The 20,812-nt window shown below is 39.3% G+C and carries 20 protein-coding genes; 7 read left to right on the top strand and 13 right to left on the bottom strand.

Features of this window, described 5'->3' with window-relative positions:
• Positions 1–18: 18 nt before the first annotated feature.
• The 6 genes from DWZ33_RS09855 to DWZ33_RS09830 form a co-directional block, all read right to left on the bottom strand.
• Entirely contained in the window at positions 19–450 is a 432-nt protein-coding gene (locus DWZ33_RS09855) for an AfsR/SARP family transcriptional regulator (protein WP_118454690.1), read from the bottom strand.
• Positions 451–811: 361 nt separating this feature from the next.
• Complete coding sequence (locus DWZ33_RS09850) at positions 812–1,633, bottom strand: PTS system mannose/fructose/sorbose family transporter subunit IID (RefSeq protein ID WP_022938849.1); 822 nt, start codon at positions 1,631–1,633, stop codon at positions 812–814.
• A complete protein-coding gene (locus DWZ33_RS09845) occupies positions 1,617–2,381 on the bottom strand; it encodes a PTS mannose/fructose/sorbose/N-acetylgalactosamine transporter subunit IIC (protein ID WP_022938850.1) in 765 nt (254 codons plus the stop codon). Before DWZ33_RS09845 ends, DWZ33_RS09850 begins: the two co-directional genes overlap by 17 nt.
• Before the next feature lie 15 nt (positions 2,382–2,396).
• A complete protein-coding gene (locus DWZ33_RS09840) occupies positions 2,397–2,867 on the bottom strand; it encodes a PTS sugar transporter subunit IIB (protein ID WP_022938851.1) in 471 nt (156 codons plus the stop codon).
• Positions 2,864–3,613, bottom strand: a complete 750-nt coding sequence (locus DWZ33_RS09835; RefSeq protein WP_118454689.1) for a BtpA/SgcQ family protein — start codon at positions 3,611–3,613, stop codon at positions 2,864–2,866. Before DWZ33_RS09835 ends, DWZ33_RS09840 begins: the two co-directional genes overlap by 4 nt.
• 9 nt (positions 3,614–3,622) lie before the next feature.
• Positions 3,623–4,042, bottom strand: coding sequence for a PTS sugar transporter subunit IIA (locus DWZ33_RS09830; RefSeq protein WP_118454688.1), 420 nt, complete (start codon positions 4,040–4,042; stop codon positions 3,623–3,625).
• Between the two features lie 153 nt (positions 4,043–4,195).
• Between DWZ33_RS09830 and DWZ33_RS09825 the strand changes: the two genes are divergently transcribed.
• The 3 genes from DWZ33_RS09825 (at position 4,196) to DWZ33_RS09815 (ending at position 6,096) form a co-directional block, all read left to right on the top strand.
• Positions 4,196–4,921 carry a GntR family transcriptional regulator gene (locus tag DWZ33_RS09825; protein WP_118454687.1) on the top strand — a complete coding sequence of 242 codons (726 nt, stop codon included), beginning with the start codon at positions 4,196–4,198 and terminating at the stop codon, positions 4,919–4,921.
• 89 nt (positions 4,922–5,010) lie between these two features.
• Positions 5,011–5,469: a VOC family protein gene (locus tag DWZ33_RS09820; protein ID WP_118454686.1), complete on the top strand. Its 459-nt coding sequence runs from the start codon at positions 5,011–5,013 to the stop codon at positions 5,467–5,469.
• Positions 5,470–5,538: 69 nt separating this feature from the next.
• On the top strand, positions 5,539–6,096 hold the full coding sequence (locus DWZ33_RS09815; protein WP_118454685.1) for a GNAT family N-acetyltransferase: 558 nt from the start codon (positions 5,539–5,541) through the stop codon (positions 6,094–6,096).
• 126 nt (positions 6,097–6,222) lie between these two features.
• Here DWZ33_RS09815 and DWZ33_RS09810 read toward each other — a convergent pair whose 3' ends face one another.
• The 6 genes from DWZ33_RS09810 to nadE all read right to left on the bottom strand — a co-directional run bounded on the left by DWZ33_RS09810 (position 6,223) and on the right by nadE (position 11,770).
• The gene (locus DWZ33_RS09810) at positions 6,223–6,489 is read right to left on the bottom strand and encodes a hypothetical protein (protein ID WP_022938857.1); all 267 of its coding nucleotides are present in this window, start codon (positions 6,487–6,489) and stop codon (positions 6,223–6,225) included.
• 11 nt (positions 6,490–6,500) lie between these two features.
• Positions 6,501–6,893: a hypothetical protein gene (locus DWZ33_RS09805; RefSeq protein ID WP_022938858.1), complete on the bottom strand. Its 393-nt coding sequence runs from the start codon at positions 6,891–6,893 to the stop codon at positions 6,501–6,503.
• Positions 6,894–7,067: 174 nt separating this feature from the next.
• Positions 7,068–7,781: a pseudouridine synthase gene (locus DWZ33_RS09800; RefSeq protein WP_118454684.1), complete on the bottom strand. Its 714-nt coding sequence runs from the start codon at positions 7,779–7,781 to the stop codon at positions 7,068–7,070.
• A gap of 80 nt (positions 7,782–7,861) precedes the next feature.
• Positions 7,862–8,782 (bottom strand): DUF1848 domain-containing protein, encoded by a 921-nt coding sequence (locus DWZ33_RS09795; protein WP_118454683.1) that lies wholly within the window; start codon positions 8,780–8,782, stop codon positions 7,862–7,864.
• Positions 8,783–8,784: 2 nt separating this feature from the next.
• Positions 8,785–9,504, bottom strand: a complete 720-nt coding sequence (locus DWZ33_RS09790) for a tyrosine-protein phosphatase (RefSeq protein ID WP_118454682.1) — start codon at positions 9,502–9,504, stop codon at positions 8,785–8,787.
• Positions 9,491–11,770 (bottom strand): NAD(+) synthase, encoded by a 2,280-nt coding sequence (gene nadE / locus DWZ33_RS09785; protein ID WP_118454681.1) that lies wholly within the window; start codon positions 11,768–11,770, stop codon positions 9,491–9,493. The genes DWZ33_RS09790 and nadE overlap by 14 nt, the downstream gene beginning before the upstream one ends.
• 462 nt (positions 11,771–12,232) lie before the next feature.
• Here nadE and DWZ33_RS09780 point away from each other — a divergent pair, with 462 nt between their 5' ends.
• From DWZ33_RS09780 to DWZ33_RS09765, 4 genes are all read left to right on the top strand, one after another.
• Positions 12,233–12,886, top strand: a complete 654-nt coding sequence (locus DWZ33_RS09780) for a recombinase family protein (RefSeq protein ID WP_118454680.1) — start codon at positions 12,233–12,235, stop codon at positions 12,884–12,886.
• A 152-nt stretch (positions 12,887–13,038) separates the two neighbouring features.
• Positions 13,039–14,064, top strand: a complete 1,026-nt coding sequence (locus DWZ33_RS09775) for a DHHW family protein (RefSeq protein ID WP_118454679.1) — start codon at positions 13,039–13,041, stop codon at positions 14,062–14,064.
• A 2-nt stretch (positions 14,065–14,066) separates the two neighbouring features.
• On the top strand, positions 14,067–15,482 hold the full coding sequence (locus tag DWZ33_RS09770; RefSeq protein ID WP_118454678.1) for an MBOAT family O-acyltransferase: 1,416 nt from the start codon (positions 14,067–14,069) through the stop codon (positions 15,480–15,482).
• Positions 15,483–15,491: 9 nt separating this feature from the next.
• Positions 15,492–16,694 (top strand): DHHW family protein, encoded by a 1,203-nt coding sequence (locus DWZ33_RS09765; RefSeq protein WP_118454677.1) that lies wholly within the window; start codon positions 15,492–15,494, stop codon positions 16,692–16,694.
• Positions 16,695–16,915: 221 nt separating this feature from the next.
• On the opposite strand, the gene DWZ33_RS09760 is transcribed toward DWZ33_RS09765, so the two are convergent.
• On the bottom strand, positions 16,916–20,743 hold the full coding sequence (locus DWZ33_RS09760) for an InlB B-repeat-containing protein (protein WP_182425634.1): 3,828 nt from the start codon (positions 20,741–20,743) through the stop codon (positions 16,916–16,918).
• Between the last annotated feature and the right edge of the window lie 69 nt (positions 20,744–20,812).

Here is a 20,812-nt window from a genome sequence, read left to right as displayed (position 1 = left end):
CTTGATTCCATTTCCTGTTTAACCATGATTGATCTTCACCTGCCGTTCCGCGATCCTTTTTCTTGTTGGTTCCGCCCAGCTATAGCCATACATGTATTCATCGTCATAGGGATACTGCTCAGTATTTCCCTTAATGTATTCATAGTAATCACAGACGACCTTCTCTTTATCGATCTTGACGACACCATAACTGACCTCGATCAGATCAGAAAAACCCGCTTTACTCAAAGTCTCCCGCAAGAGACGAAGCGTATAACGGCATGTCCGCTTAGCACTGATATCATGATCACGCTGCGGCCATAAAGCGCTGATGATCTTCTCATTGCCGACAAAATCGCCTTCGTTATCGACTAAAAAGGCCAATAGCTCCTTGACCTTGAGATTTTTGAAAGGTAAAACATAATTATCGATAGAAATGGCAAAACGGCCAAAAGTTTTAATAAAAATCATAAGTAATAGCACCCCTTAAGTAAAGAATGTCTCGAAAGGTATACTTTATAAGACAGGAGAAAATGAACGAAATTGTTCTTAAAATTAACAGTATTTGTCAAAAATATGTTTACAAATGTAAAAAAACGCCCTATAATGAGCGTGAACAAACTGTCTCATAAAGTATACTTTTTGACACAATATCACTTTCTGATAATTTTCGCTAAATAAAAAAAGATAAGCGTCATTCAAAGAATTCTATCTCATCAGCATATTCATAATCATTTCTTAATCTGAAAAAAGCTTCAGATCTTTTTTACGTCCTTACGTTAAACAGGAAAACAGGTTCAAGCATGTGCCTAAACCTGTTTTTTTTATTTAACTAAATACCAAACACAAAACAAACCGCAATACAGATTACCAACGTGCCAATCAAAATCCACGTTGTCTTAACCTTCTTGCCAAGCAGCCAGTACATCAAGCCAAATAACGCCAGCTGTGTCAGACAAGGCATAATCATATCAAGATAATTAGATAATGGCTCCGCAAACTCTCCAGAACCAATCATAATTGGCAGATCAAGCCAAATATAACTTGCAACCATACCGCCAATCGCCATCAGGCCTACAATTCCAGCCACATAAGTAACCTTTTCCATAATGCCGTTCTTTTCAGCACCGGTAATAAAAGCCGCACCCTTTTCATAACCAAACTTAAGCCCGTAATACCGAATGATAAAACCAGGTACATTATAAATCAACAGAAACAGAATCGGTCCCAGCACATTCCCCTGAGATGCAAATCCCATTGCGATACCTGTCGCAATAATTCTCAGTGTACCAGCAATCATTGAATCACCAATACCTGCCAGCGGACCCATTAATGAAGTTTTTACCGCCGCAATCGTATCATCATCAAAATCTGGATTATTCGCGTTTTCTTCTTCCATGGCGGCATTAATGCCCATCAGCAGTGTTGAAACCTGCGGTGTAATCGCCATAAAATCAAGACCTCTCGCATACGCCCGCTGCTGCTTCTCACTGCCTTTATCGTGAAGCTTATTAATAACCGGTGTCATCGCATAAGAATAACCTAAATTCTGCTGCCGCTCATAGTTCCACGAAACATCTAACTGACATGACCGCCAGAATATCTGATTCAATTCCTTCTTCGTCAGTTTTTTATCCTTAGAATTCGTTGTCATCTACAGCTACCTCCCTATTTTCCATTCCATTTGTGTTAAAAATTAAGATGGCGGCAACCACACACGCGATTGCGGTAACGCCTACGATACTTAAATTGAAATAAGCAACTAATAAGAAACCAAAGAATAAGAAACAAGCCAGTTTTTTGTTGACAATCATTCGTGCCAGCATCGCAAAACCGATAGCAGGAATAATACCCATTGCATAATTTAAACCGTTGGTAATAAATACCGGAATTGAATTTACCAAGTTTTCCATAACTGATGAACCAACATAGAAACCAATAGCTGTTAAGACTGAAAGGATACCAACTTGAATGATAATCGCGATATAATGCATGCGGTCAATGCCCTTATTATCACATTCGAGTGCATACTTATCGGCCTTAGCAGCCAGCATTGGAACAATAATCATCATCATTAAATTCCACAGTGACTGCATCAGCATCGATACTGGCACTGCCAATGCTACTGAAGCCGCCACATCAGAACCAGTCACAATTACATAAGCTGTTCCGATAATCGATCCGGAAATCATATCCGGCGGATTGCTGGCACCGATTGCCATAGCTCCCAGCCAAACTAACTCAAGCGTAGCACCAACCATGACGCCCGTCTGTAAATCACCTAATACAAGACCTACCAAAGTTCCCATTACCATCGGCCGGCAAATCATCGCACTGGCCAGATAACTATTCAAATAACCAAGTACCGCAACTACGAATATCATCAGCGTTTGTGTCATCATATTCTCATTTCCTCCCTATATTAGTTTCATGACATTTTCTGCAATGTCATCCGGAACCATCTGAACTTCAAGAGAAAGTCCCATGGCATCCAATTCCTTCAGCATCTGACAATCCTCTTCAGACACAAACATCGCCTTGGAAATTTGTTTTCTTCCGGCCGCAAGCTTTGTGCCGCCCAGATTGATCTTCTTAATCGAATCGATATGCTTTGCCAATTCATAAGCATCCTTAATTGATTCACAGATAATAAATAAATTATATTTATCCGTCGCACCGCTTTTAATTGCTTTAATTGAATCCTCAATACTCTTAATCACCAGCTTTGTATTATCCGGTTTTGCCATTCGAAGCGCTGACATCCGCAGCTCATCCTTAGCAACACTGTCATTGGCTATCAATATGCAATCAGTACCAATCATTTTCACCCAAGTAAAGGCTACCTGTCCATGCAGCAGCCGATGATCTACTCTTACCAGTTTTATCATACTTGTTCACCTCTGATGCGCTTAACGGCATCCATCATTTCTTTCACATGATCGGCGGATAATTCACCGTCATCCTTATAACTATCCTTGAAGAAGCTGCCTACAATCGCACCATCCGCAATCTTAAATTGTTCCTCTACATTCGCAGGCGTAACACCGGCACCGATAATCAAAGGAAAGTCGCCAAGCCCCTCTCTGAATTGTCTGATTTTAACCATTGATGTTTCTTGACCTGTCGCATCCTGGGTTACGCATACGGCGTCACAGCGTGTCATCGCAATCTTCAAATCCTCCTCAACACTGTTCTCTGATAGTACCGGCTGATACTTAAACCGCACACCGCCCAATATCATACCCTGATATCTTTCACGAACTAATTGAAAGAAGGCACTCAGCGTTTCTTCATCTCTTGGTCTGACATGTCCCACAACAGAATCAAGCTGAACAAAGGATGCATGATACTTCTCTGCCAGCTCAAAGCCCATTTGATCCACATTCAGACAATTAACTCCATAAGGAATATCGAGCTTTGCCTGTTCTACATAAGCTAACGCTTTTTCTAAATTATTGTATCGGCCAAAATAATTCTCTACAATAATCGCATCAACGCCGCCCTTCACATAGATATCTAATTCTCTTTTAAAACGTTCAAATACATCTTCATCATCACTGCCCTTTAGATGAAGCATTCCTAAAATCGGTTTTTCATTTTTAAATATTGATAAGAAGCCTTTTTCCTTTTTCATAATTTCCTCCTAGAAATCCTCAGCGTCCGCCGCTAAATCGGAAGCTGATAATGCTTTGATACCTGATCTTGCATCGAGTACGATTTTTTGGATATCCTCATCTCTCAGTTTCTCAGGATATTCCAAACAGATTACCAGCAGCATATTGATATTCATCCCAGTAAAGAGTCTGACATTGGGATAAACCAACAATGCGCTTAATGCACTGCATACACTGGCACCGTACAAATCACTGAGAATCACGAACTCTTGTTCAGGTTCTGCCAATATTTCAGCTGTCAATTCTTTGGCGAATGAATCAGCGGTTTGTCCGGGCTTGAGACAATAACACTGAATCTCTGCAGCCACATTGCCAATAATCATCCGGGCTGTATCCGCGAGTCCTTTTGATAATTCCCCATGTGATGCCAAAATTATTTTCCTTTTCATTTTACCTCCGCAAGTTGTATTAACTTGTATTAACTAAATACATCATAATACAATGTACTCAACTTGTCTACACTTTTTGTAAATTTTTTATTTTTTAAGTGCAAAGAGATTATAAAATGGTAATATATAAGGTAAGTAAGGGGAGGCGCCAATATGTCAAAGCTTAAACAGCTAAGTGCAGTCACGCTTCAGGAACAGTTGTATCTTGAACTTCTTGAAGGTATTAAAAAAGGTAAATATAAACCAGGCGAGAGAATCCCCGCTGAAATGCAGCTGAGTCAGATGTATGAAGTCAGCCGGGTTACGGTAAGAAAAGCGCTGGATCAGCTCGTAAAAGATAATATATTGATTAAAAAACATGGCAAGGGTACTTTTGTACGCATACCGGCCCATGTTGAGAATGTCTTTTCAGGCGGCAGCTTTACCGACACATGTCTGCGAATGAATGCTGTTCCTTCAACGAAAATTATCAGCCGATGTATCCAGCATGTTGACTCAGAAATCGCTGATCTGCTGTCAAACACAGATAATCAGGCCATTACTATCACTCGTCTGCGTTCAGTCAACGATACACCATGTATTGTGGAGATCGATTATTTCCAAACCAGCTTTGCGTTTTTGCTTGATGAGGAATTGGAGAATAGTTCAATTCTTCAAAAAATCAGTGAAAGACTTGGTTTGATTCCATCTAAATTTGAAGATCACTTTCAAATTAAGCGGGCAACAAAAGAATTCTCCAAGCTGCTTCTGCTGCCGACCGCCACACCGATTTTAGAAGTAACGCAGACCGTCTTAACTGAAAATGATGAAGTAATCTATATCAATAAGCAATATATCAACAGTGAGAAATATGTCTATGCGGTTAGATCTTCTAAATAAATCAGACATGTTATCCGCAATATCACGATTAATAACAGAAAATTTAATCCAAGTGAAAACAAGAAATTGTAAATGGGAGGCTTTGTAAAATGAAGTTTCAATTACCTTTATTAGCAGTTCAAGATGTTGAACGCTCTAAAAAATTTTATCAGGATCTTTTTGAGCAAGAAGTTATTTTAGATTTAGGAAAAAATGTAACTTTTAGCGGTGGATTTGCAATACAAGAGGATTTTGCATGGCTTACAGATATTGATCCGGCTTCACTGGTTAAAAAATCGCATAACATGGAGTTATACTTTGAAGTAGAAGATTTCGATGCATTTTTACTTCTTTTGAACGATCATAAAGATGTTAAACTTGTCCATCCGCCAAAGATTCACGAATGGCAGCAGCGCGTTGTCAGAATTTATGATCCCGATTACCATATGATTGAGATTGGTGAATCAATGGAAGTAATAGCGAAGCGTTATTTATCACAAGGATTATCTGCTGAGGAAGTTGCCGAAATTATCCAGCATCCTGTGGAATTTGTACAGCAATGTCTCTAAATAAAAGCTTCATGATGTTTTAGCAATTCTAGTTTACATTTAAGAATCATAAAATTCGAGGAGGTTATGATGGCAGAATTATTTGATGTTTTTCCATATTTAGAAAATGACAGAGTTATAATAAGAAAAATGGAACTGAATGATGTTGCAGCGTTAGCAGAAATAAGCAGCAATGATAATGTATATAAGTTTTTGCCCCCCTTTTTATATAAGAAAAGTAATAAAGCCTTAGAAACGGCAATTAAAAATTTGGGTGGCAGAGATTTTGAAAAGAAAAAGCATATAATAGCAGGTGTCTATCTAAAAGAGAATCCTAATAAACTTGTAGGTTTAGCAGAAATGTTTGACTACAAAAAAAGAGAAAATAAAATCACCGTAGGCTACCGTCTAAATGAAGATTATTGGAATAAGAAAATAGCAACAAATGTCTTAAAATTAATGATTGAATATTTAGTAAGTGAAATTAACATTTCGACAGTACAAGCTTTTGTCATGCCAGAGAACATATATTCATCAAAAGTATTATTAAATAATGGCTTTGTGAAAGAGGCATATACTTTGCAAGAAAAGAATTGGGGCGGTCAAGATACAGTAACCCTTGATGTATATACATACAAAAAGGATTAGACAACTTTTAGTTTATCATGCAGTTAATTTACAATTGACTGCTTTTCTTTTGCATAAAATAATTTAATCATTACTTCTCCAAGGTAAAACACATCATAAAGCGCAAAAAAAGTGTGCCTAAGCACACTATAGTATTTCCTCATTCTCATCTTCGACAAGAACACTGCATTCATCACAGCTGACATCCTTCATCCTGATTAACTTACTCGACACCAGATTCCCCCATGTCAGGATGGCAGCCAAACTCAGCCTCAAAAGACACGCCAATCTCTTATTTCTGGCTCTTTTTCTTGCCGGTATCAGCATATTATCGGCATTAATATATACGCTGATGAATTGCATAATAAACAATACAAATAGAAACTTCATCCCTGCATCAGCATATAGTCCCATAAACACCCCTCCTATTCTTTATTTAAAAACTCCAGCAGCTCATCTTTACTAATATCAAGTCGCCCTAGTTCAATCTTAAAGGCTTCATAAATCTGCGTTGCTTTCTCCAAATCCTTTTTTCTGCAGCTGCCCTCATCAACGGCTTCCATCGTCTCCGCCAGCACTTCACAGCTTTTAACCTTTACAATATCTGAATTGAGATCATAGCTTCCCTTTTTGGAAATTGTAAATACCCCATCATAGGATAATTCATAGGTAACCCCAACCATTTCTTTAAAATATCCCTGATCATTTAACTTATAAAATTCATGAGCCAGCCGCTCTTCTATACTCATCGGCTTGGCATTAATACATCCGCTCATGGATAATAATACCATGCTCACTACCAGCAGCATTCGTTTCATAGTTCTATCCAAGCTCCTTTGTGTACCTCAATTATAAGATTGATCTATTAAGAACATCTTGAGGAACATCTTAAGATTTTCTTAATTTATACTTTAAGTGTACACCGAAACATCATACTCTGACCTATCAATTTTGTAAGAAATGGTTTTTACATAGTAAAAAAATCATAATACTCATTGCATATTGGCTAATCGCTTCAATTCACTTACTTCTTCAGGTGTGCATTCACGCCATTGTCCCACCGCTAATCCCTTTATGGTCAGATTAAGGAAACGGATTCTGCGCAATGAACGAACATGATAATTCAAAGCTGAACACATCCTTCGGATTTGCCGGTTATAACCCTGTGTCAAAATGATTCTGAAATGCCGTGGGCCAGTTTGATGAATTTCACACTTCTTAGTAATAACATAGCTGTTGGTAACTGGGTTATAGATTCGAATCCCAGCTGCCATCTTTGCCAAAAACTCATCATTGATCCGACCGTCTACTTCAACCTCATACTCTTTTGTATGCCCGTTTTCTTCTCTTAAGGTCTGATTTACAATATCACCGTCATTTGTTAGAACAATTAATCCGCTTGAATCCTTATCCAAACGGCCAATTGGGAATAAACGTTCAGGATAGTTGATATAATCAATAATATTCCCCTCGACATGTCTTTCCGTAGTACAGGTAATACCTACCGGTTTATTCAAAAGCAGATAAACATAATCCCTAAGCGGTTCAACTCTTTTGCCATCCACACAGACAACGTCACCCTCTTCAATCGGGGTGCTGATTAATGCCGGCTGACCATTTACCGTAACGCGTCCGTCTTGGATAAATTGCTCGGCAGCCCGGCGGGAACAAAAACCGGTTGAACTGATATATTTATTGATTCTCATACGTTACCCTCGTCTCTATTATAACCTGAACACTATCTATTTTGAAATCAAAAGCCTTCGACAAAACCATGCATAAACTTCTAAAATAAGACAGTCTGTTTAACTTTCTGCCTTTTATCGACTAATTTATCCTCTGGTTTAAGATGACCTATAAGCATTGTAGACATCGGATCATGCTGGTGCAAATTCATTTTGACCTTTGCCTCATCATAATTGGCATAGCAATAGCTGCAGCCATGGGCACAGCAGTTGTACGCGCCAAGATCAGTATATGCCAGACAATCACAGCCGTCACCTCTTGTTTTAGCAAGCGGATATGCGCTGTGTATGCCATAGTCAGCAAGCAGCTTTGAGGATATACAGCTGCCTTTTTGAATATTTAGATGCTGTAGATCAATTTTTTCACCGCAAGTCTGCAGCCGGATACCATAGCTTTCCGCAATCTGAGCCATCCCTCTGGCAAGCAGCAGCATTTGACTCTCACTGATTGGCATCAGCTTTAACTCAGCTTGATGAGCACGGGTATTTTTATATTCATCGACAAAACTAAATATAATTGTATCGATTGCAGATGACAATTGTTCACACAAACGCTGAAAAGCCTTCATGTGGTAGTCGATTGTATACCGCTGATTAAGCAGAATCGGATCATAACGAACAATTACAGCGTGCGGACCATATCGGCGGCTTAAAGTGCGGACAGCTTCTATAATTAACCTTTTATCCGCGACATTTTTCTCAATATCATGAGTATAGGGTGTAATCGTAATTTGAAAACAGCAGTTATAACCATTTAATTGATCCAGCTTTGCCATCATCGGCAGTGGATTTTTACTCATAAATACGATTAAATCAACATTTTCCCGGCTTAGATTCACACGGTGAACAAGCTGAGGATTAAAAGGCGCGCGTACATCGGCAAAGCCTTCCTTGATTCGCTGATAAAACCAATCAGAAAAATACGCAGGAATATCACAGCGCTGTGACACACTGAGGATCATAATTATACCAGTTGTGAGCGCAGCTCGTCAATTTCTTCTTCACTTAAGCCGGCGGATGTCAGATAACCGCGAATCGTATACCGCTGATTAAAATAAGCTAAGGTTTGGCGCATATTCTGCGGATCAGACTCAAATACATGCAGCGGCAGCTTCATGTGAATATCTTCCAATGATTTTTGAAGGCGGTGAATATAAGGCAGTAAATTCTGATAACTAGCCGCGTAATCATTAATAATCGTTTCTTCATCAACATCCGCCAGCTTCAGCAGCAGCATTGCCAGTACCCCAGTACGGTCTTTACCCGCGGTACAATGAAATAAAACGGTTCCCTTACTTGCCAGCATGATTTTAAATATTTCACCGATCATTGCCTGACTCTTATCAAGAATACGGCAATATAATTGATCCATTGAGGAAATCGTCAAATTCTGCATCTTTCCTGGTTCCGCATCTTCAGATAATGAAAATGCGTAATTTTTTATATCTTTATAATTAATCAGCCGGTCAGGTTTAGTCGCTCTTTCATCCGCTGAACGTAAGTCGATAATTGTACGAACACCGTAATCATATAAATAAGCGCAATCTTCATCACTCAATTCAGATATCCCGCCTGAGCGTATAAAATGCCCTTGTTTTAAAGTTTGCTTATCAATATTTACATAACCGCCTAATTCACGAACATTAAATGCTGTCTGAATCGGCAGCGGTTTATTTGCTTCCATTTAGTTCCTCCTTTAAGACAGTGAGTGCCTTTCTGTATAGATATGGCTGAATTGCCGGATAGGTAAGCTTTTTAGGCAATTTATCTAACAGCACAATTGATTCAATTTCATATTCCGGCAAGGGTTCCAGCTCTTCAATATCCGCAAAGAATAACTGCCCCCATGATGGCTCTCCCTTACTTTCTACACAATAATTAAATAAAGGTTTGCAAGTACATTTCACCGCACCGGTTTCTTCAAATAACTCTCTAACCGCCGTTTCCTGAATCGTTTCATTCAGCTCCCGTTTACCGCCGGGAATTTCCAGTGTATCGCGGTTTTTAGCTTGGACAAAGATCCACTTGCTTTGATAACGTGCCATAATGACCGCATACCGCACAGCCTCATGATCGTTTGGCGCACTGAAAGTAATTGTAGGTTTATTCAATATTTGCGTCTTTAAATCTAAATAGCGCTGACTTCTTTCAACCTTCATCTGATTCTCTCTGAAATCACTGCCGAAAGCGCCCCGTGACACCATAACGATCGGCGGCGTCTGTAGACGTTTAAATACACCGGCAGAAAATTTAGAAAGTACCCATTCAAGATCTTCAATAAAAGCCGTTGGCTCCTCTAAATGATACAGGCGCAGCCATTTGCCAAATTCACCCTCCATGATTGAGCCATCAAGATAATCCGCGAGCAGTGTCTCAATCTGATACGTTGGATATTCACAAAGACGCTGTACCAAGTAATCATGGTAAAACCATTTCATCGGATCACTCTGATTACTCTTTAACTCAGCACTAGGCGGCATCTGCCATTTCAGCTCACCCATAACCATTTCAGGCAATAAATTAGTTGGAATCACTTCTTCATGAAGGGTTTCATTGATGCTTCTAGCAAGCTCAAATAATTCTGCCTTGGTCACATCACCTAAAGGTGCAATGCAGCCAATCGTATCACCATATAGTGTACAATAACCCAATGCCATTTCAACCTTATTGCCATTATTGATTATGACACCATTTTCAAGCTGTGAAACGGCGCTTAACACAGAGCCTCTGATTCTGGCTTGTATATTTTCTAAAGCAAATTCTGTAACATCCTGTGTTATATATTGTTTCAAAACTTCCTCACTTGCTGTAACCAATGACTGAATCATGCCGTCCCGGCATTCAATACCAAGACGTTTTGCCAACTGATGAGCATTATCAATCGTTGTCGTACTGTTATATTGAGTTGCCATATTTAAACCGATGATTCTCTCTTTGCCTAATGCCATCGTCAGTAACGCGGCATTCACACTGCTGTCCAAGCCGCCTGACAGACCAATGATCCATTTTACTTTTCTATCAAACAGCTGTTCATCAAACTCCTTTAATGAACAAAGCAAGGCTTTCAACAGCTTATGTTCTGTTTTCTTAACAGCGGAAGCTTCATCAAGATCAACAACCTTCAATTCTTCCATAAACGCGTCATTGCATGCGTGAATAACTTCGCCAGCTTTATTCCAAATCGTAGAATCACCATCAAAGACACATACAGTTTTAGAGCTATTCTGCATGCCGCACGCATTTACATAGACAAAAGGCACAAATGGATAAATATCCAAGCAATGCCTCATAATCTGTTTACTTCTGCCAATTTCTTTATTTCTAGTCCATGGAGAACTGGAAATATTAACAATCATCGATACATGCTCCCGCAGATATTCTCTGGTAGGATCAAAACTGTAATCACCATTCCACATATCTTCACAGACTTCTAATCCGATCCGCTCAACATGATTATTGATTTCAAACAGAAAGGGACTGGTCATGAAATTACGGTCAACGACCAATTGTTCACATAATTCAAGAGCTGAAAGAAAGTAACGGCTGTCATCAAAAACACGGTAATCGGGATTAAGGTATTTGACATACATTCCATCATACAAGCCATTTTCACGTTTAACCCATTCTCCGTTATAAGCAAAGAATGCCGTATTTAAACGAACCTTACGCCCATCACGGCCGCGAATCCCCTCAATCGTTCCCAGATTTCCCCAAATCACGCCAATCCCCTGTGAACATTGACGGATCTCTTCATTATATGCTATTAAACTCTCACACCAGTCATTATCCAGCCATTTATCTGCCAACAAGTAACCTGAAACACATAATTCAGGAAACACAATTAAATCCGCATGATCCTCTTTTGCTTTTTGAATCATGACTTTCATCGCCGCTATATTCTCTGAAGGCCTGCCAGCCTTTACATTCAATTGTCCCATTGCAATTTTCATATCATCAGCTCCTAGCTTATGGTTTTATTTTAATGCGGATTCTATAATTTATAAAGCTTTTCTTACTTAATTCATTATACCATAGCAGTCAGCATAACCATCCATGAGACTATTGAAGATATAGCCATCGATTACAATAAATCACTAAACGTACACCAGAAATCGTTTATTTCCATTTATTACCTTTAGTTGCTTTTACCTCTCAATTCTCTTACAATTAACTAGTAGTGTAAGAATTAGATTATCCATATAAATATCCAGTTTATTCATACATTTTGCAGTATCAGACGCAGTTTCATTAATTCATCGCCTATTTATTCACTGCAGCTTTTTAGTGATATAAATACCAAATCATTTATGAATTAAAAAAATTATGCTTGTTTGAAATATTCATATCAGATAATCTAATGAAAAAAACATTCACAGTCCGATAGGATTTTTCTCATAAGGGGGGGTTCTATCATGAATAAAATCTACGGGTACATACGTGTCTCAAGTAAGGATCAAAACGAAGATCGGAAGCGTGCTTCTCTGGCTGAATGGAATATTAAACCAAGAAACATTTTCATGGATAAACAAAGCGGAAAGGATTTTGAGAGACCGCAGTGGCAGCGGCTGATGAAGAAACTTAGTCTGGGGGATTTGCTGGTTGTATCAAGTATCGACCGGCTAGGCAGAAACTACGATGAAATTCTCGAACAATGGCGAATCATAACTAAGGATATCGGCGCTGATATTGTCGTCCTTGATTTTCCGCTGCTTGATACCCGTGTTTCTGACCGTAATCTGACCGGTATTTTTATCGCTGATCTTACGCTGCAGATTCTTGCTTATGTTGCACAGATTGAAAGAGAAAATATTAAGAAGAGACAGGCTGAAGGAATCGCCGCCGCTAAAGCGAGAGGTGTGAGCTTTGGCAGAAAGAAAATGCCGCTGCCGGATAATTTCAATGAGGATTTCCATAAATGGCGGCTGAAGGAGATATCGACAAAGGAATTAGAAGAGCGGTGCGGAATGAACAGAGCGAGTATTTATAGAAGACTGAGACAGGCAGGCATACCATTAAACAGTTATCTTCAGGATGCTTTTCTTTTAAATGATTCGGAAGATGAGTGAAATTATTATTTCTTTTTACTGCTGGTTTTGATACTGCAACTAAGAGAAGGATATGATATACTTATAGGTGTTTGACGATTAAAGATAAATAAATTTGCTTCTGACCGGTAAAAAACTTGGGAATTTTTTACGAATAAAGGCAGGATAAGCGAATGAAATTATTACAGATTCTATTATTATTTACAATTGTTTTAGTCATTGCCGCAGCAGGCTTGTTTTATATGCCTAAGCGTACTGAGGCAGAACCCTTAACAAAACCAGCGGCAGTACCGATGTGTGTCAGAGATCTGAATGTTTTTTATGTAAAGGAATATGAAGCTCTGGGCGGCGGTATTTATATGTATGGGAATAGTGGTTATTTACTTTATCGTCCTGTAGAGTCCATTGATTTTACTAATTATGAAAGATTTACAGATAAGTTTAATTCAATGATCGAGGTCATGAGTGATGTCGATTTTTTTGCTTACTATATTCCTACTTCCGGAGCTGTAGATTTCAGCAGACTTCCGATTCATGATGATTATTATACATTTATACAGTCACATTTACATGTGAAAGAGATGAAGCGGCTGGATATGAACAGCTTTTCAGATTATAAAAATTATTTCTATAAAACAGATCATCATTGGAGTTATCAGGGCTCTTATCAAGGGTATGTGGATATATTAGGAATGCTGAAACCAGAAGCTGAGGTAATAAAGCCGCTTGATTTGAATTGTTTTGATAATTTACAGTCTTTAGGATCAAATGCTAGACAGAGCGGCAGTAATATGACAGAGAATTTCTGTGCCTATGAATTTGAAAGGAATCCTAATATTACGGTTAGGATCAATGATATTGAGAGTACATATGGCAATGAAGAAGCTTATCGTTTAAAAATGTATGATGAAGCATTAGGCGTCAGTCATTATGGCATTTATTATGGCGGTGATGATGGCAAGCTGGTATTTACGAATCCTGATCAAGAGGGAAAACTGTTAGTCATTGGTACTTCCTTTGATAATGCAATTGTGAAATTACTTGCGGAGAGTTTTAATCAGGTACATGTGATTGATATGCGCTATTATGAAGATGATATGCAGATGCCTTTAGATTTAGAAGCTTATATGAAGGAGAATAGCATTAATCAGTGTCTGCTTGTTGGTGATAATTGGTTTTATAAGCTGGCTGGAGAATAAGCATGGTTTTTTCAAGTCTGAGTTTTTTATTCTTCTTCCTGCCGCTTGTTTGCTGCCTCTATTTCCCAATCAGCAATTTGAAATGGCGTAATTTAGTCTTGTTTACTGCTTCAATTATTTTCTATGCCTGGGAAGAACCAATCTATGTTCTGGTTATTCTGGCAACGATGCTGGTAGCGTATCTGTTTGGCTTATTAATTGAAATATATAAGGAAATGCATTCAAAATTAGCACTGTTTTACTTTATACTGTCAATTTTTACTTGTATCTTCTTTCTGTTTTATTTTAAGTATCAGCGGTTTATTTTTTCTAACTTAAATCTGATTCTGCCTTTTCAGATACCAATTAAAGAATTGATTTTACCGGTTGGTATCAGTTTCTATACATTTCAAGTATTGTCTTATTTAATTGATGTATATCAGGGAAAGGTGCAGGCTCAGCATAATTTTATTCGGCTTGGCACATATATTGCGCTATTTCCTCAGCTTGTGGCAGGGCCAATTGTCCGTTATGAAACGATCGAACAGGAATTAAGAGAGCGGCACAGCAGCATTGCGGATATTGCGAATGGTCTGCGTCGATTTATTTTGGGCTTAGGAAAAAAGGTGATTTTAAGTAATAACATGGCTGTCCTTGCCGATTTTGTATTTAATCAGGCACCGTCAGCGAGCGGTACGGTTTTGATTTGGCTTGGGGCGGTTGCTTATACGTTTCAGATTTATTTTGATTTTTCCGGTTACAGTGATATGGCTATCGGCTTGGGACAAATGTTTGGTTTTCACTTTTTAGAGAATTTCCGTTATCCGCTGATTGCGAAAAGCATCACCGATTTTTGGCGGCGCTGGCATATATCGCTAAGCAGCTGGTTTAGAGATTATATCTATATACCTTTGGGCGGTAATCGATGTTCTAAGCTCAAATGGATACGCAATATATTGATTGTCTGGTTACTTACCGGACTGTGGCATGGCGCAAACTGGAATTATATTCTCTGGGGTCTATACTTTGGCTTATGGCTGATGCTTGAGAAATTATTTCTGCTTAAATTAAATGAGAAGCTGCCTTCTATTTTACGTTGGCTATTTACTTTATTTGTCATCATTGTCAGCTGGGTGATTTTCAGGGTCGAGGATATGCAGGCATTGTTGGGCTTTCTGCATCGCATGTTTGTATATGCGCCTGCGGATCTAAGCAGGATTGCCTATGAACAGCCGGATGCCGTGTATGCCTTATGTTATATGCCATTGGCTTTTTTAGCGAGCCTGCCAGCTTTCAATAAGCTTTATCGGCGTTATTTTGCCCAGAGTCAGCGGCTTGCCGGTGTTATAGCGGATCTGATGTTTGTGATAATTTTATTCATATGCATTATCATGCTGATGAGTAATTCCTATAATCCTTTTATCTACTATCGTTTTTAGGAGGTTCGCATGAAAAGAAATATTTTATTCTTATTGATGCTTGCGGGATGCGGGTGGTTTGTTTTGGGTATTCCCATGCGCGGTCAGCTTGAATTTTCACTGATTGAAAACAGATCACTTCAGAAATGGCCTGAATTTAGCTTAGATGCGTTCGCACAGGGGACTTATCAGGAAGCGATTGACAGCTTTTTAAATGATCAGCTGATGTATAGTGAACAGATCAAGGCTGTCGTAAAAAAGGTTCAGCGGCTGCCTGCCGACTGTTTAATTCAATTTAATGAATCGCAGAATGCAGAGGCGCCAAACAGCGAACCTGATGTCGAAAAGCCAAAAGAAACTTTTGAATACATTGCATTGGGAAAAGGAATTTATCGATATGGTGACAGCGGTTATCTGATTTATCGGCCGGGTGAGACGATTGATTTCACAAGCTATCAGCGGTTTGCCGATACGATGAATCCACTGATTGATCAGCTTAATGATATTGATTTTTATGCCTATTTCATTACTACTTCATCCGCCATTGATTTTAATGCTGAAACGCCGGCTGATCGTTATTTTCCTTTCGTCAGTCAGCATCTGAATGTGAAACAGATTGAACGGTTCGCGGTTAATGATTTTGATGATTACCGGAAATATTTTTATAAGAGTGATCATCATTGGAATCATGTAGGTTCATATATGGGATATCGGAATTTACTGGCTATGCTGAAGCCTGAAGAAACACCGATGAATCCCCTTGATGAAATTTGTTTTGATGAACTTGATTTCCAAGGTTCAAGTGCCAGATTAACCGCATATTTTGATACCCATGAAACCTTTTGTGCGTATCAGATGCCTGAGGATTCAAATATCACTGTCATGATTAATGGCTTAGAAGGCAGTTATGGACAGGAACAGGAATATTTTAATCATGAATATGATGCCGAAAAGGGAGCCAGTCATTACGGCAGCTTCTATGGCGGTGATAATGGTGAAGTGTTATTTATTAATCCGGAAAAAGAAGGTAATTTATTAGTGTTAGGCAATTCCTTTGATAATGCGGTTGTTAAACTGCTCAGTCATCATTATCATGAAGTCAGAGTGATTGACTGGCGTTATTATGAAGCTGAGACAGGTCAGCCGTTTGATTTGACAGAGACGGTTCGAATGATGGAGGCTGATCAAGTATTGTTTATCGGAGATAATTGGTTCTTTAAGATTGATGAATAGTGTATTTTGATTTGTTATTTGCAAGCATGTCAATAGGTTAAAATCTCTTGACAGCTTGCTTTTTTGTTCAGCTTTGCTATCATCAAACATCGGGTTCTTAAGCATAAAAAAAGAGAGTGATGAAACTTGGGGGAAAACATCACTCCCTTTACCGGTGGAGATTCCATCTTTCGACTTCTTCTCCATAGTGAGGAACAGATCACTCTGTTCCTTTTTTTTGTTTATCCTTGATAGGTCGGACTTTGATAGATGCCTAAGCTGTTGATCCAGCAGCCTTCTACCATCGCGTTGCTTACCATCTTTCCATCGCTTCCGATGTAGTACCAATAGCCGCTGTGACTCGGTATCCATGTGTTATAGATCATCTTTCCATCCAGATCCACATAATACCAGTTGCCGCTGTTGTCCGGTGCCCAATGCTGACGCCATAGTTTGCCGTCTTCCGGTCCCATGAAGTACCAGTCATTACCATCTCTGACCCAGTCCTTCATTAGATGTCCGTCCGTTGGATTCATGTAGTACCAATCACTTTCGATCGGCAGCCATCCTTTCGCGATCACACCGTCGGCATAGGCGTAATAGCGTTTTCTTGTTTCTTCAAACCAGCTTGCTTTCTTCATGACTCCCTTTTGATCGAAGTAATAGGTCTTTGAGTTGATGTCATTAAAGCCTGTCACCATCTTTCCTTCATTGTTGAAGTAATAGGTCTTTGCTTCGATCTCTTTGAAGCCGGTTACCAGCTTGCCGTTTTCATAATAATAGGTGCCGTCCTTTTCTTCTTTCCAGCCTTCATTCTTGCTGCTGCCGCCGCCAAAGCTGCCGCCGCCTGTTCCACCGCCTGTATTTCCTGATCCTTCAGCTTTCCATTGCGCTGTCAGCGTGTATGTCTTAGAAGTTTCCGGACTCTTGATCGTACCATTCTTTGCATAGCTGATACCATCGTCGCCCTTCCAGCCGGTGAAGATATAATTTTTTCTTATTGGTTCTTCGCCATTCAATAGGATCTCACTGCCAAGACTCTGACTGATTGAGGTAAATTGCCCTGTACCGCCATTCAGTTCGAAGTTTACGACATATTTTGCCTCGGCATTAGCTGTAACCTTTACCTTGCCGGCCGTGTATTCAGTGGCTTTGTTGTCACCCTCAGTAACAGTCACTTTTAATGTGTAATATTTAGTCTCATCATTTAAAGTCACGCTGCAGACAGCTGTATTGCATACTGAATCACCTAGACTATCGCTGTCGCTTGATGCGTACCATTGATAAGTAATTGCCGTGTATTCATCAGCATTGATCACATTGCTCGTTAATGCATAACTGACACCATTGTCGATCACTTGATCATAGAATGCAGTGGTTTCTGGCTTCTTAGAATCGGTAACATAGAGAACGTTTACTTCTTTGCCATTGCCGCTTAATACATAACCAGCCGGCACATTGATGATTTCAATTTTAATACGGCCGCTCTTTTTCAGGTTATTGAGCGTTAATTCATAGTTATTCCCTTGTGCCCTGAGATTTCCTATGACTGCGCCGGTACCGTCAAGATCGGTTATCTTAATGTTTTCTGCCGTTAGGGAAATCGATAAATCGAATTTTAATGTAACGGTAGATGTAGATGTCTGATTTTTGATGCCGTCTGCTTCTACTGCAGTTAAGCTGACCGGTACTCTCGTATCCTTATGTAAGGTTACCGTCTTACTGTTGCTGGCGATCGTATAACCGCTAGGCGCAGTCACTGTCAATGTGGCCGAGCCTTCTGTCGTTACGTTAGAGATATTCAGGATATAAGTTTTACCGCTGCCGCTGATTTCTGTCACAGTCGCATTGGTCAGACTAAAATTATCTTTTGTCAGGCCGATGACAGGCTGATCAAAGGTTACTGTAACTTGGGTCGTATCTGATATGTTTGCCGTACCGTTTGCGAAGACTTCAAAGGATACCGCGATATCATCTTTAGTCCATTGAGCCGTTAAGGTAATCGTCTTTGATTCTGAACTTGTGATTTTTGCTCCCGGCTGCTTGATGCTGCTGTCTGTTGATAACTTCCAGCCAGTAAACGTATAGCCAGACTTCACAGGTACAGTATTGGGAATCGTAATGTCAGCATTCAGTGCAGCCTTTTGATCCGGATAGCTGCCAGTACCGCCAGCTAGATCATAATGAATGGTAAATTGCTGAACCGGTGCTGGTTCAGTATAATGATGAATCACTGCAGATTGATTACCGGTGATGTTGTATCCTTCAACTCTGCTTACTGAAACATTCACTGTTCCACCAGTTGTAAAGCCGCTGATTGCTAAAGTATAAACACCGGTTCCGGCCGCTTTTGAAAGTGAACCTTTGACGATATTATTTATACCTGTTAACGTGATATGATCAGCACTTAACCCTGTGATATCTTGGTCAAAGGTTAAAGTTAGCTGAGTGCTCGTATGTGTAGAATCCCCATCCGCAGTCACGTTTGTTAATACTGCATTGATTGGGTCAGCTTTCTTATGTAATATTACCTTTTGACTTATCGGTGAAATGGAATATCCAGAAGGTGATGTGACTGTTAAGGTCGCCTCTCCTTGTGTTGTTACATTACTGATCGCCAAACTATAATTGCCGTTGCTGCCGCCTAATGAATCAATCTGAGCGTTTTCAATCGAGAAGTTTTCTTTTGTTAGATTGGTGATTGGTGTATCGAATACGACATCGATTTTGGTCGAGGTAGTTTTATTTGCCACACCATCGGCTGCCGCACTGCTCCATACTACATTGGTAATCGGCGCAGCATAATAAATCGATACCGTATTTTCATTTGGTGTGATTGAATATCCATCAATGGATGCAACCGTCGCTTTCAGTGTGCCTGATACACTTACATTATTGATTGCAAGCTTATAAACACCAGTACTTTCTTTAGTCAGGTTACCTTTTGTGATACCATTAACACCGCTGAGCGTGATCTTATCCGCTGTCAAGCCATCAATATCATCACTGAAAGTAAAGGTCAATTCACTTGTAGTCTCAGTAGAGGAGCCATTGGCTGTCAAAGCAGTGAAACTTATATTCTTAACAACAACTGGTTCATTAGCAGCTGCCGCTGAAACAGCAGGTGTGCTTAACGGTGAATCTGAATAAGCAACACCGTCTCCGACTGCTTTAACTTTTGCGTAATATGTATTCCCCGCAGTGATTCCATTTCCTAAAGAGATGTTTCCGTTCATTGCTTCTTTTGATACATTGATCGGATTACCCACTTTAGTATTACATTCCGCATCACTGAATAAATCAATGGCATAACTGGATGCATTACCATTATTAACAGTATCTTCTACGGTATACTTCAGACCGCCATTGTCGGCATCCGACTCTAACGTAAGAGTCGGTGCCTGCAATTGAGTGGTGGTAGAGGTAGGTTCAATTACATGGAAAGTAATGTCAAAATATTGTATTGCATTGATACCTTCTGTATCCTTTGAATCAACTGACTTTATGAAATCTAAACGAACAGTAAAAGTATCACCTACATTTTTATCTGTTTTTATTTTGAATCCTTTAATATCCAAAGCATCTTTTGAAGCTGCTCTTGATGTAACACCGTAATTAATTACTTTATTATAGCCATATTGACTAGTATTTACTATTTGACCACTTACCAATGTACCATCAATATCTGCTCCAGCGCCATTAACTACACTAGGTACATCAAATACAGGATATTCAGCGTTTAAGTCATCTTTATTAAAGAAAAAATGAATTTTTATCTGTTCATAATTAATAGCCTTATCTCCTGTACCAACACTAATATTGATTGGATAATCCTGACCTTTTTCTATATCTAAGTTTATCTTATATGGACCTGCTGGCGCTTCAGTATCTAAATCAAAATCTTCTCCTGCTGCGACTTGATTGTATGCACATTGTAAATCACAAGTTTCATCAACAACATAATCATTAAAGTATTGATTCACTTCATCTCTAACAGGTATAAGACTTAATAAATCAATACCATTAAAGGTGGAGGTAGATTCTCCATACTCTTTAAAAAAATTATCCATTGTCACTTCTCCTGCAGAATAAATTATCCCGCAAGAGAATGACAAAGTTAGAACGCACGCAATCATGGT

This window comes from Dielma fastidiosa (genome assembly GCF_003475485.1).
GTDB classification, from domain to species: Bacteria; Bacillota_I; Bacilli_A; order Erysipelotrichales; family Erysipelotrichaceae; genus Dielma; species Dielma fastidiosa.
Note: the sequence above shows the minus strand (reverse complement) of the source record. Positions and strands in the feature narration are given on the sequence as shown.

What these genes read in the sequence shown, in the direction of transcription:
- DWZ33_RS09855 (WP_118454690.1), bottom strand. Translation starts at nt 450, where the DNA reads ATGATTTTTATTAAAACTTTTGGCCGTTTTGCCATTTCTATCGATAAT.
- DWZ33_RS09850 (WP_022938849.1), bottom strand. Translation starts at nt 1,633, where the DNA reads ATGACAACGAATTCTAAGGATAAAAAACTGACGAAGAAGGAATTGAAT.
- DWZ33_RS09845 (WP_022938850.1), bottom strand. Translation starts at nt 2,381, where the DNA reads ATGATGACACAAACGCTGATGATATTCGTAGTTGCGGTACTTGGTTAT.
- DWZ33_RS09840 (WP_022938851.1), bottom strand. Translation starts at nt 2,867, where the DNA reads ATGATAAAACTGGTAAGAGTAGATCATCGGCTGCTGCATGGACAGGTA.
- DWZ33_RS09835 (WP_118454689.1), bottom strand. Translation starts at nt 3,613, where the DNA reads ATGAAAAAGGAAAAAGGCTTCTTATCAATATTTAAAAATGAAAAACCG.
- DWZ33_RS09830 (WP_118454688.1), bottom strand. Translation starts at nt 4,042, where the DNA reads ATGAAAAGGAAAATAATTTTGGCATCACATGGGGAATTATCAAAAGGA.
- DWZ33_RS09825 (WP_118454687.1), top strand. Translation starts at nt 4,196, where the DNA reads ATGTCAAAGCTTAAACAGCTAAGTGCAGTCACGCTTCAGGAACAGTTG.
- DWZ33_RS09820 (WP_118454686.1), top strand. Translation starts at nt 5,011, where the DNA reads ATGAAGTTTCAATTACCTTTATTAGCAGTTCAAGATGTTGAACGCTCT.
- DWZ33_RS09815 (WP_118454685.1), top strand. Translation starts at nt 5,539, where the DNA reads ATGGCAGAATTATTTGATGTTTTTCCATATTTAGAAAATGACAGAGTT.
- DWZ33_RS09810 (WP_022938857.1), bottom strand. Translation starts at nt 6,489, where the DNA reads ATGGGACTATATGCTGATGCAGGGATGAAGTTTCTATTTGTATTGTTT.
- DWZ33_RS09805 (WP_022938858.1), bottom strand. Translation starts at nt 6,893, where the DNA reads ATGAAACGAATGCTGCTGGTAGTGAGCATGGTATTATTATCCATGAGC.
- DWZ33_RS09800 (WP_118454684.1), bottom strand. Translation starts at nt 7,781, where the DNA reads ATGAGAATCAATAAATATATCAGTTCAACCGGTTTTTGTTCCCGCCGG.
- DWZ33_RS09795 (WP_118454683.1), bottom strand. Translation starts at nt 8,782, where the DNA reads ATGATCCTCAGTGTGTCACAGCGCTGTGATATTCCTGCGTATTTTTCT.
- DWZ33_RS09790 (WP_118454682.1), bottom strand. Translation starts at nt 9,504, where the DNA reads ATGGAAGCAAATAAACCGCTGCCGATTCAGACAGCATTTAATGTTCGT.
- nadE (WP_118454681.1), bottom strand. Translation starts at nt 11,770, where the DNA reads ATGAAAATTGCAATGGGACAATTGAATGTAAAGGCTGGCAGGCCTTCA.
- DWZ33_RS09780 (WP_118454680.1), top strand. Translation starts at nt 12,233, where the DNA reads ATGAATAAAATCTACGGGTACATACGTGTCTCAAGTAAGGATCAAAAC.
- DWZ33_RS09775 (WP_118454679.1), top strand. Translation starts at nt 13,039, where the DNA reads ATGAAATTATTACAGATTCTATTATTATTTACAATTGTTTTAGTCATT.
- DWZ33_RS09770 (WP_118454678.1), top strand. Translation starts at nt 14,067, where the DNA reads ATGGTTTTTTCAAGTCTGAGTTTTTTATTCTTCTTCCTGCCGCTTGTT.
- DWZ33_RS09765 (WP_118454677.1), top strand. Translation starts at nt 15,492, where the DNA reads ATGAAAAGAAATATTTTATTCTTATTGATGCTTGCGGGATGCGGGTGG.
- DWZ33_RS09760 (WP_182425634.1), bottom strand. Translation starts at nt 20,743, where the DNA reads ATGGATAATTTTTTTAAAGAGTATGGAGAATCTACCTCCACCTTTAAT.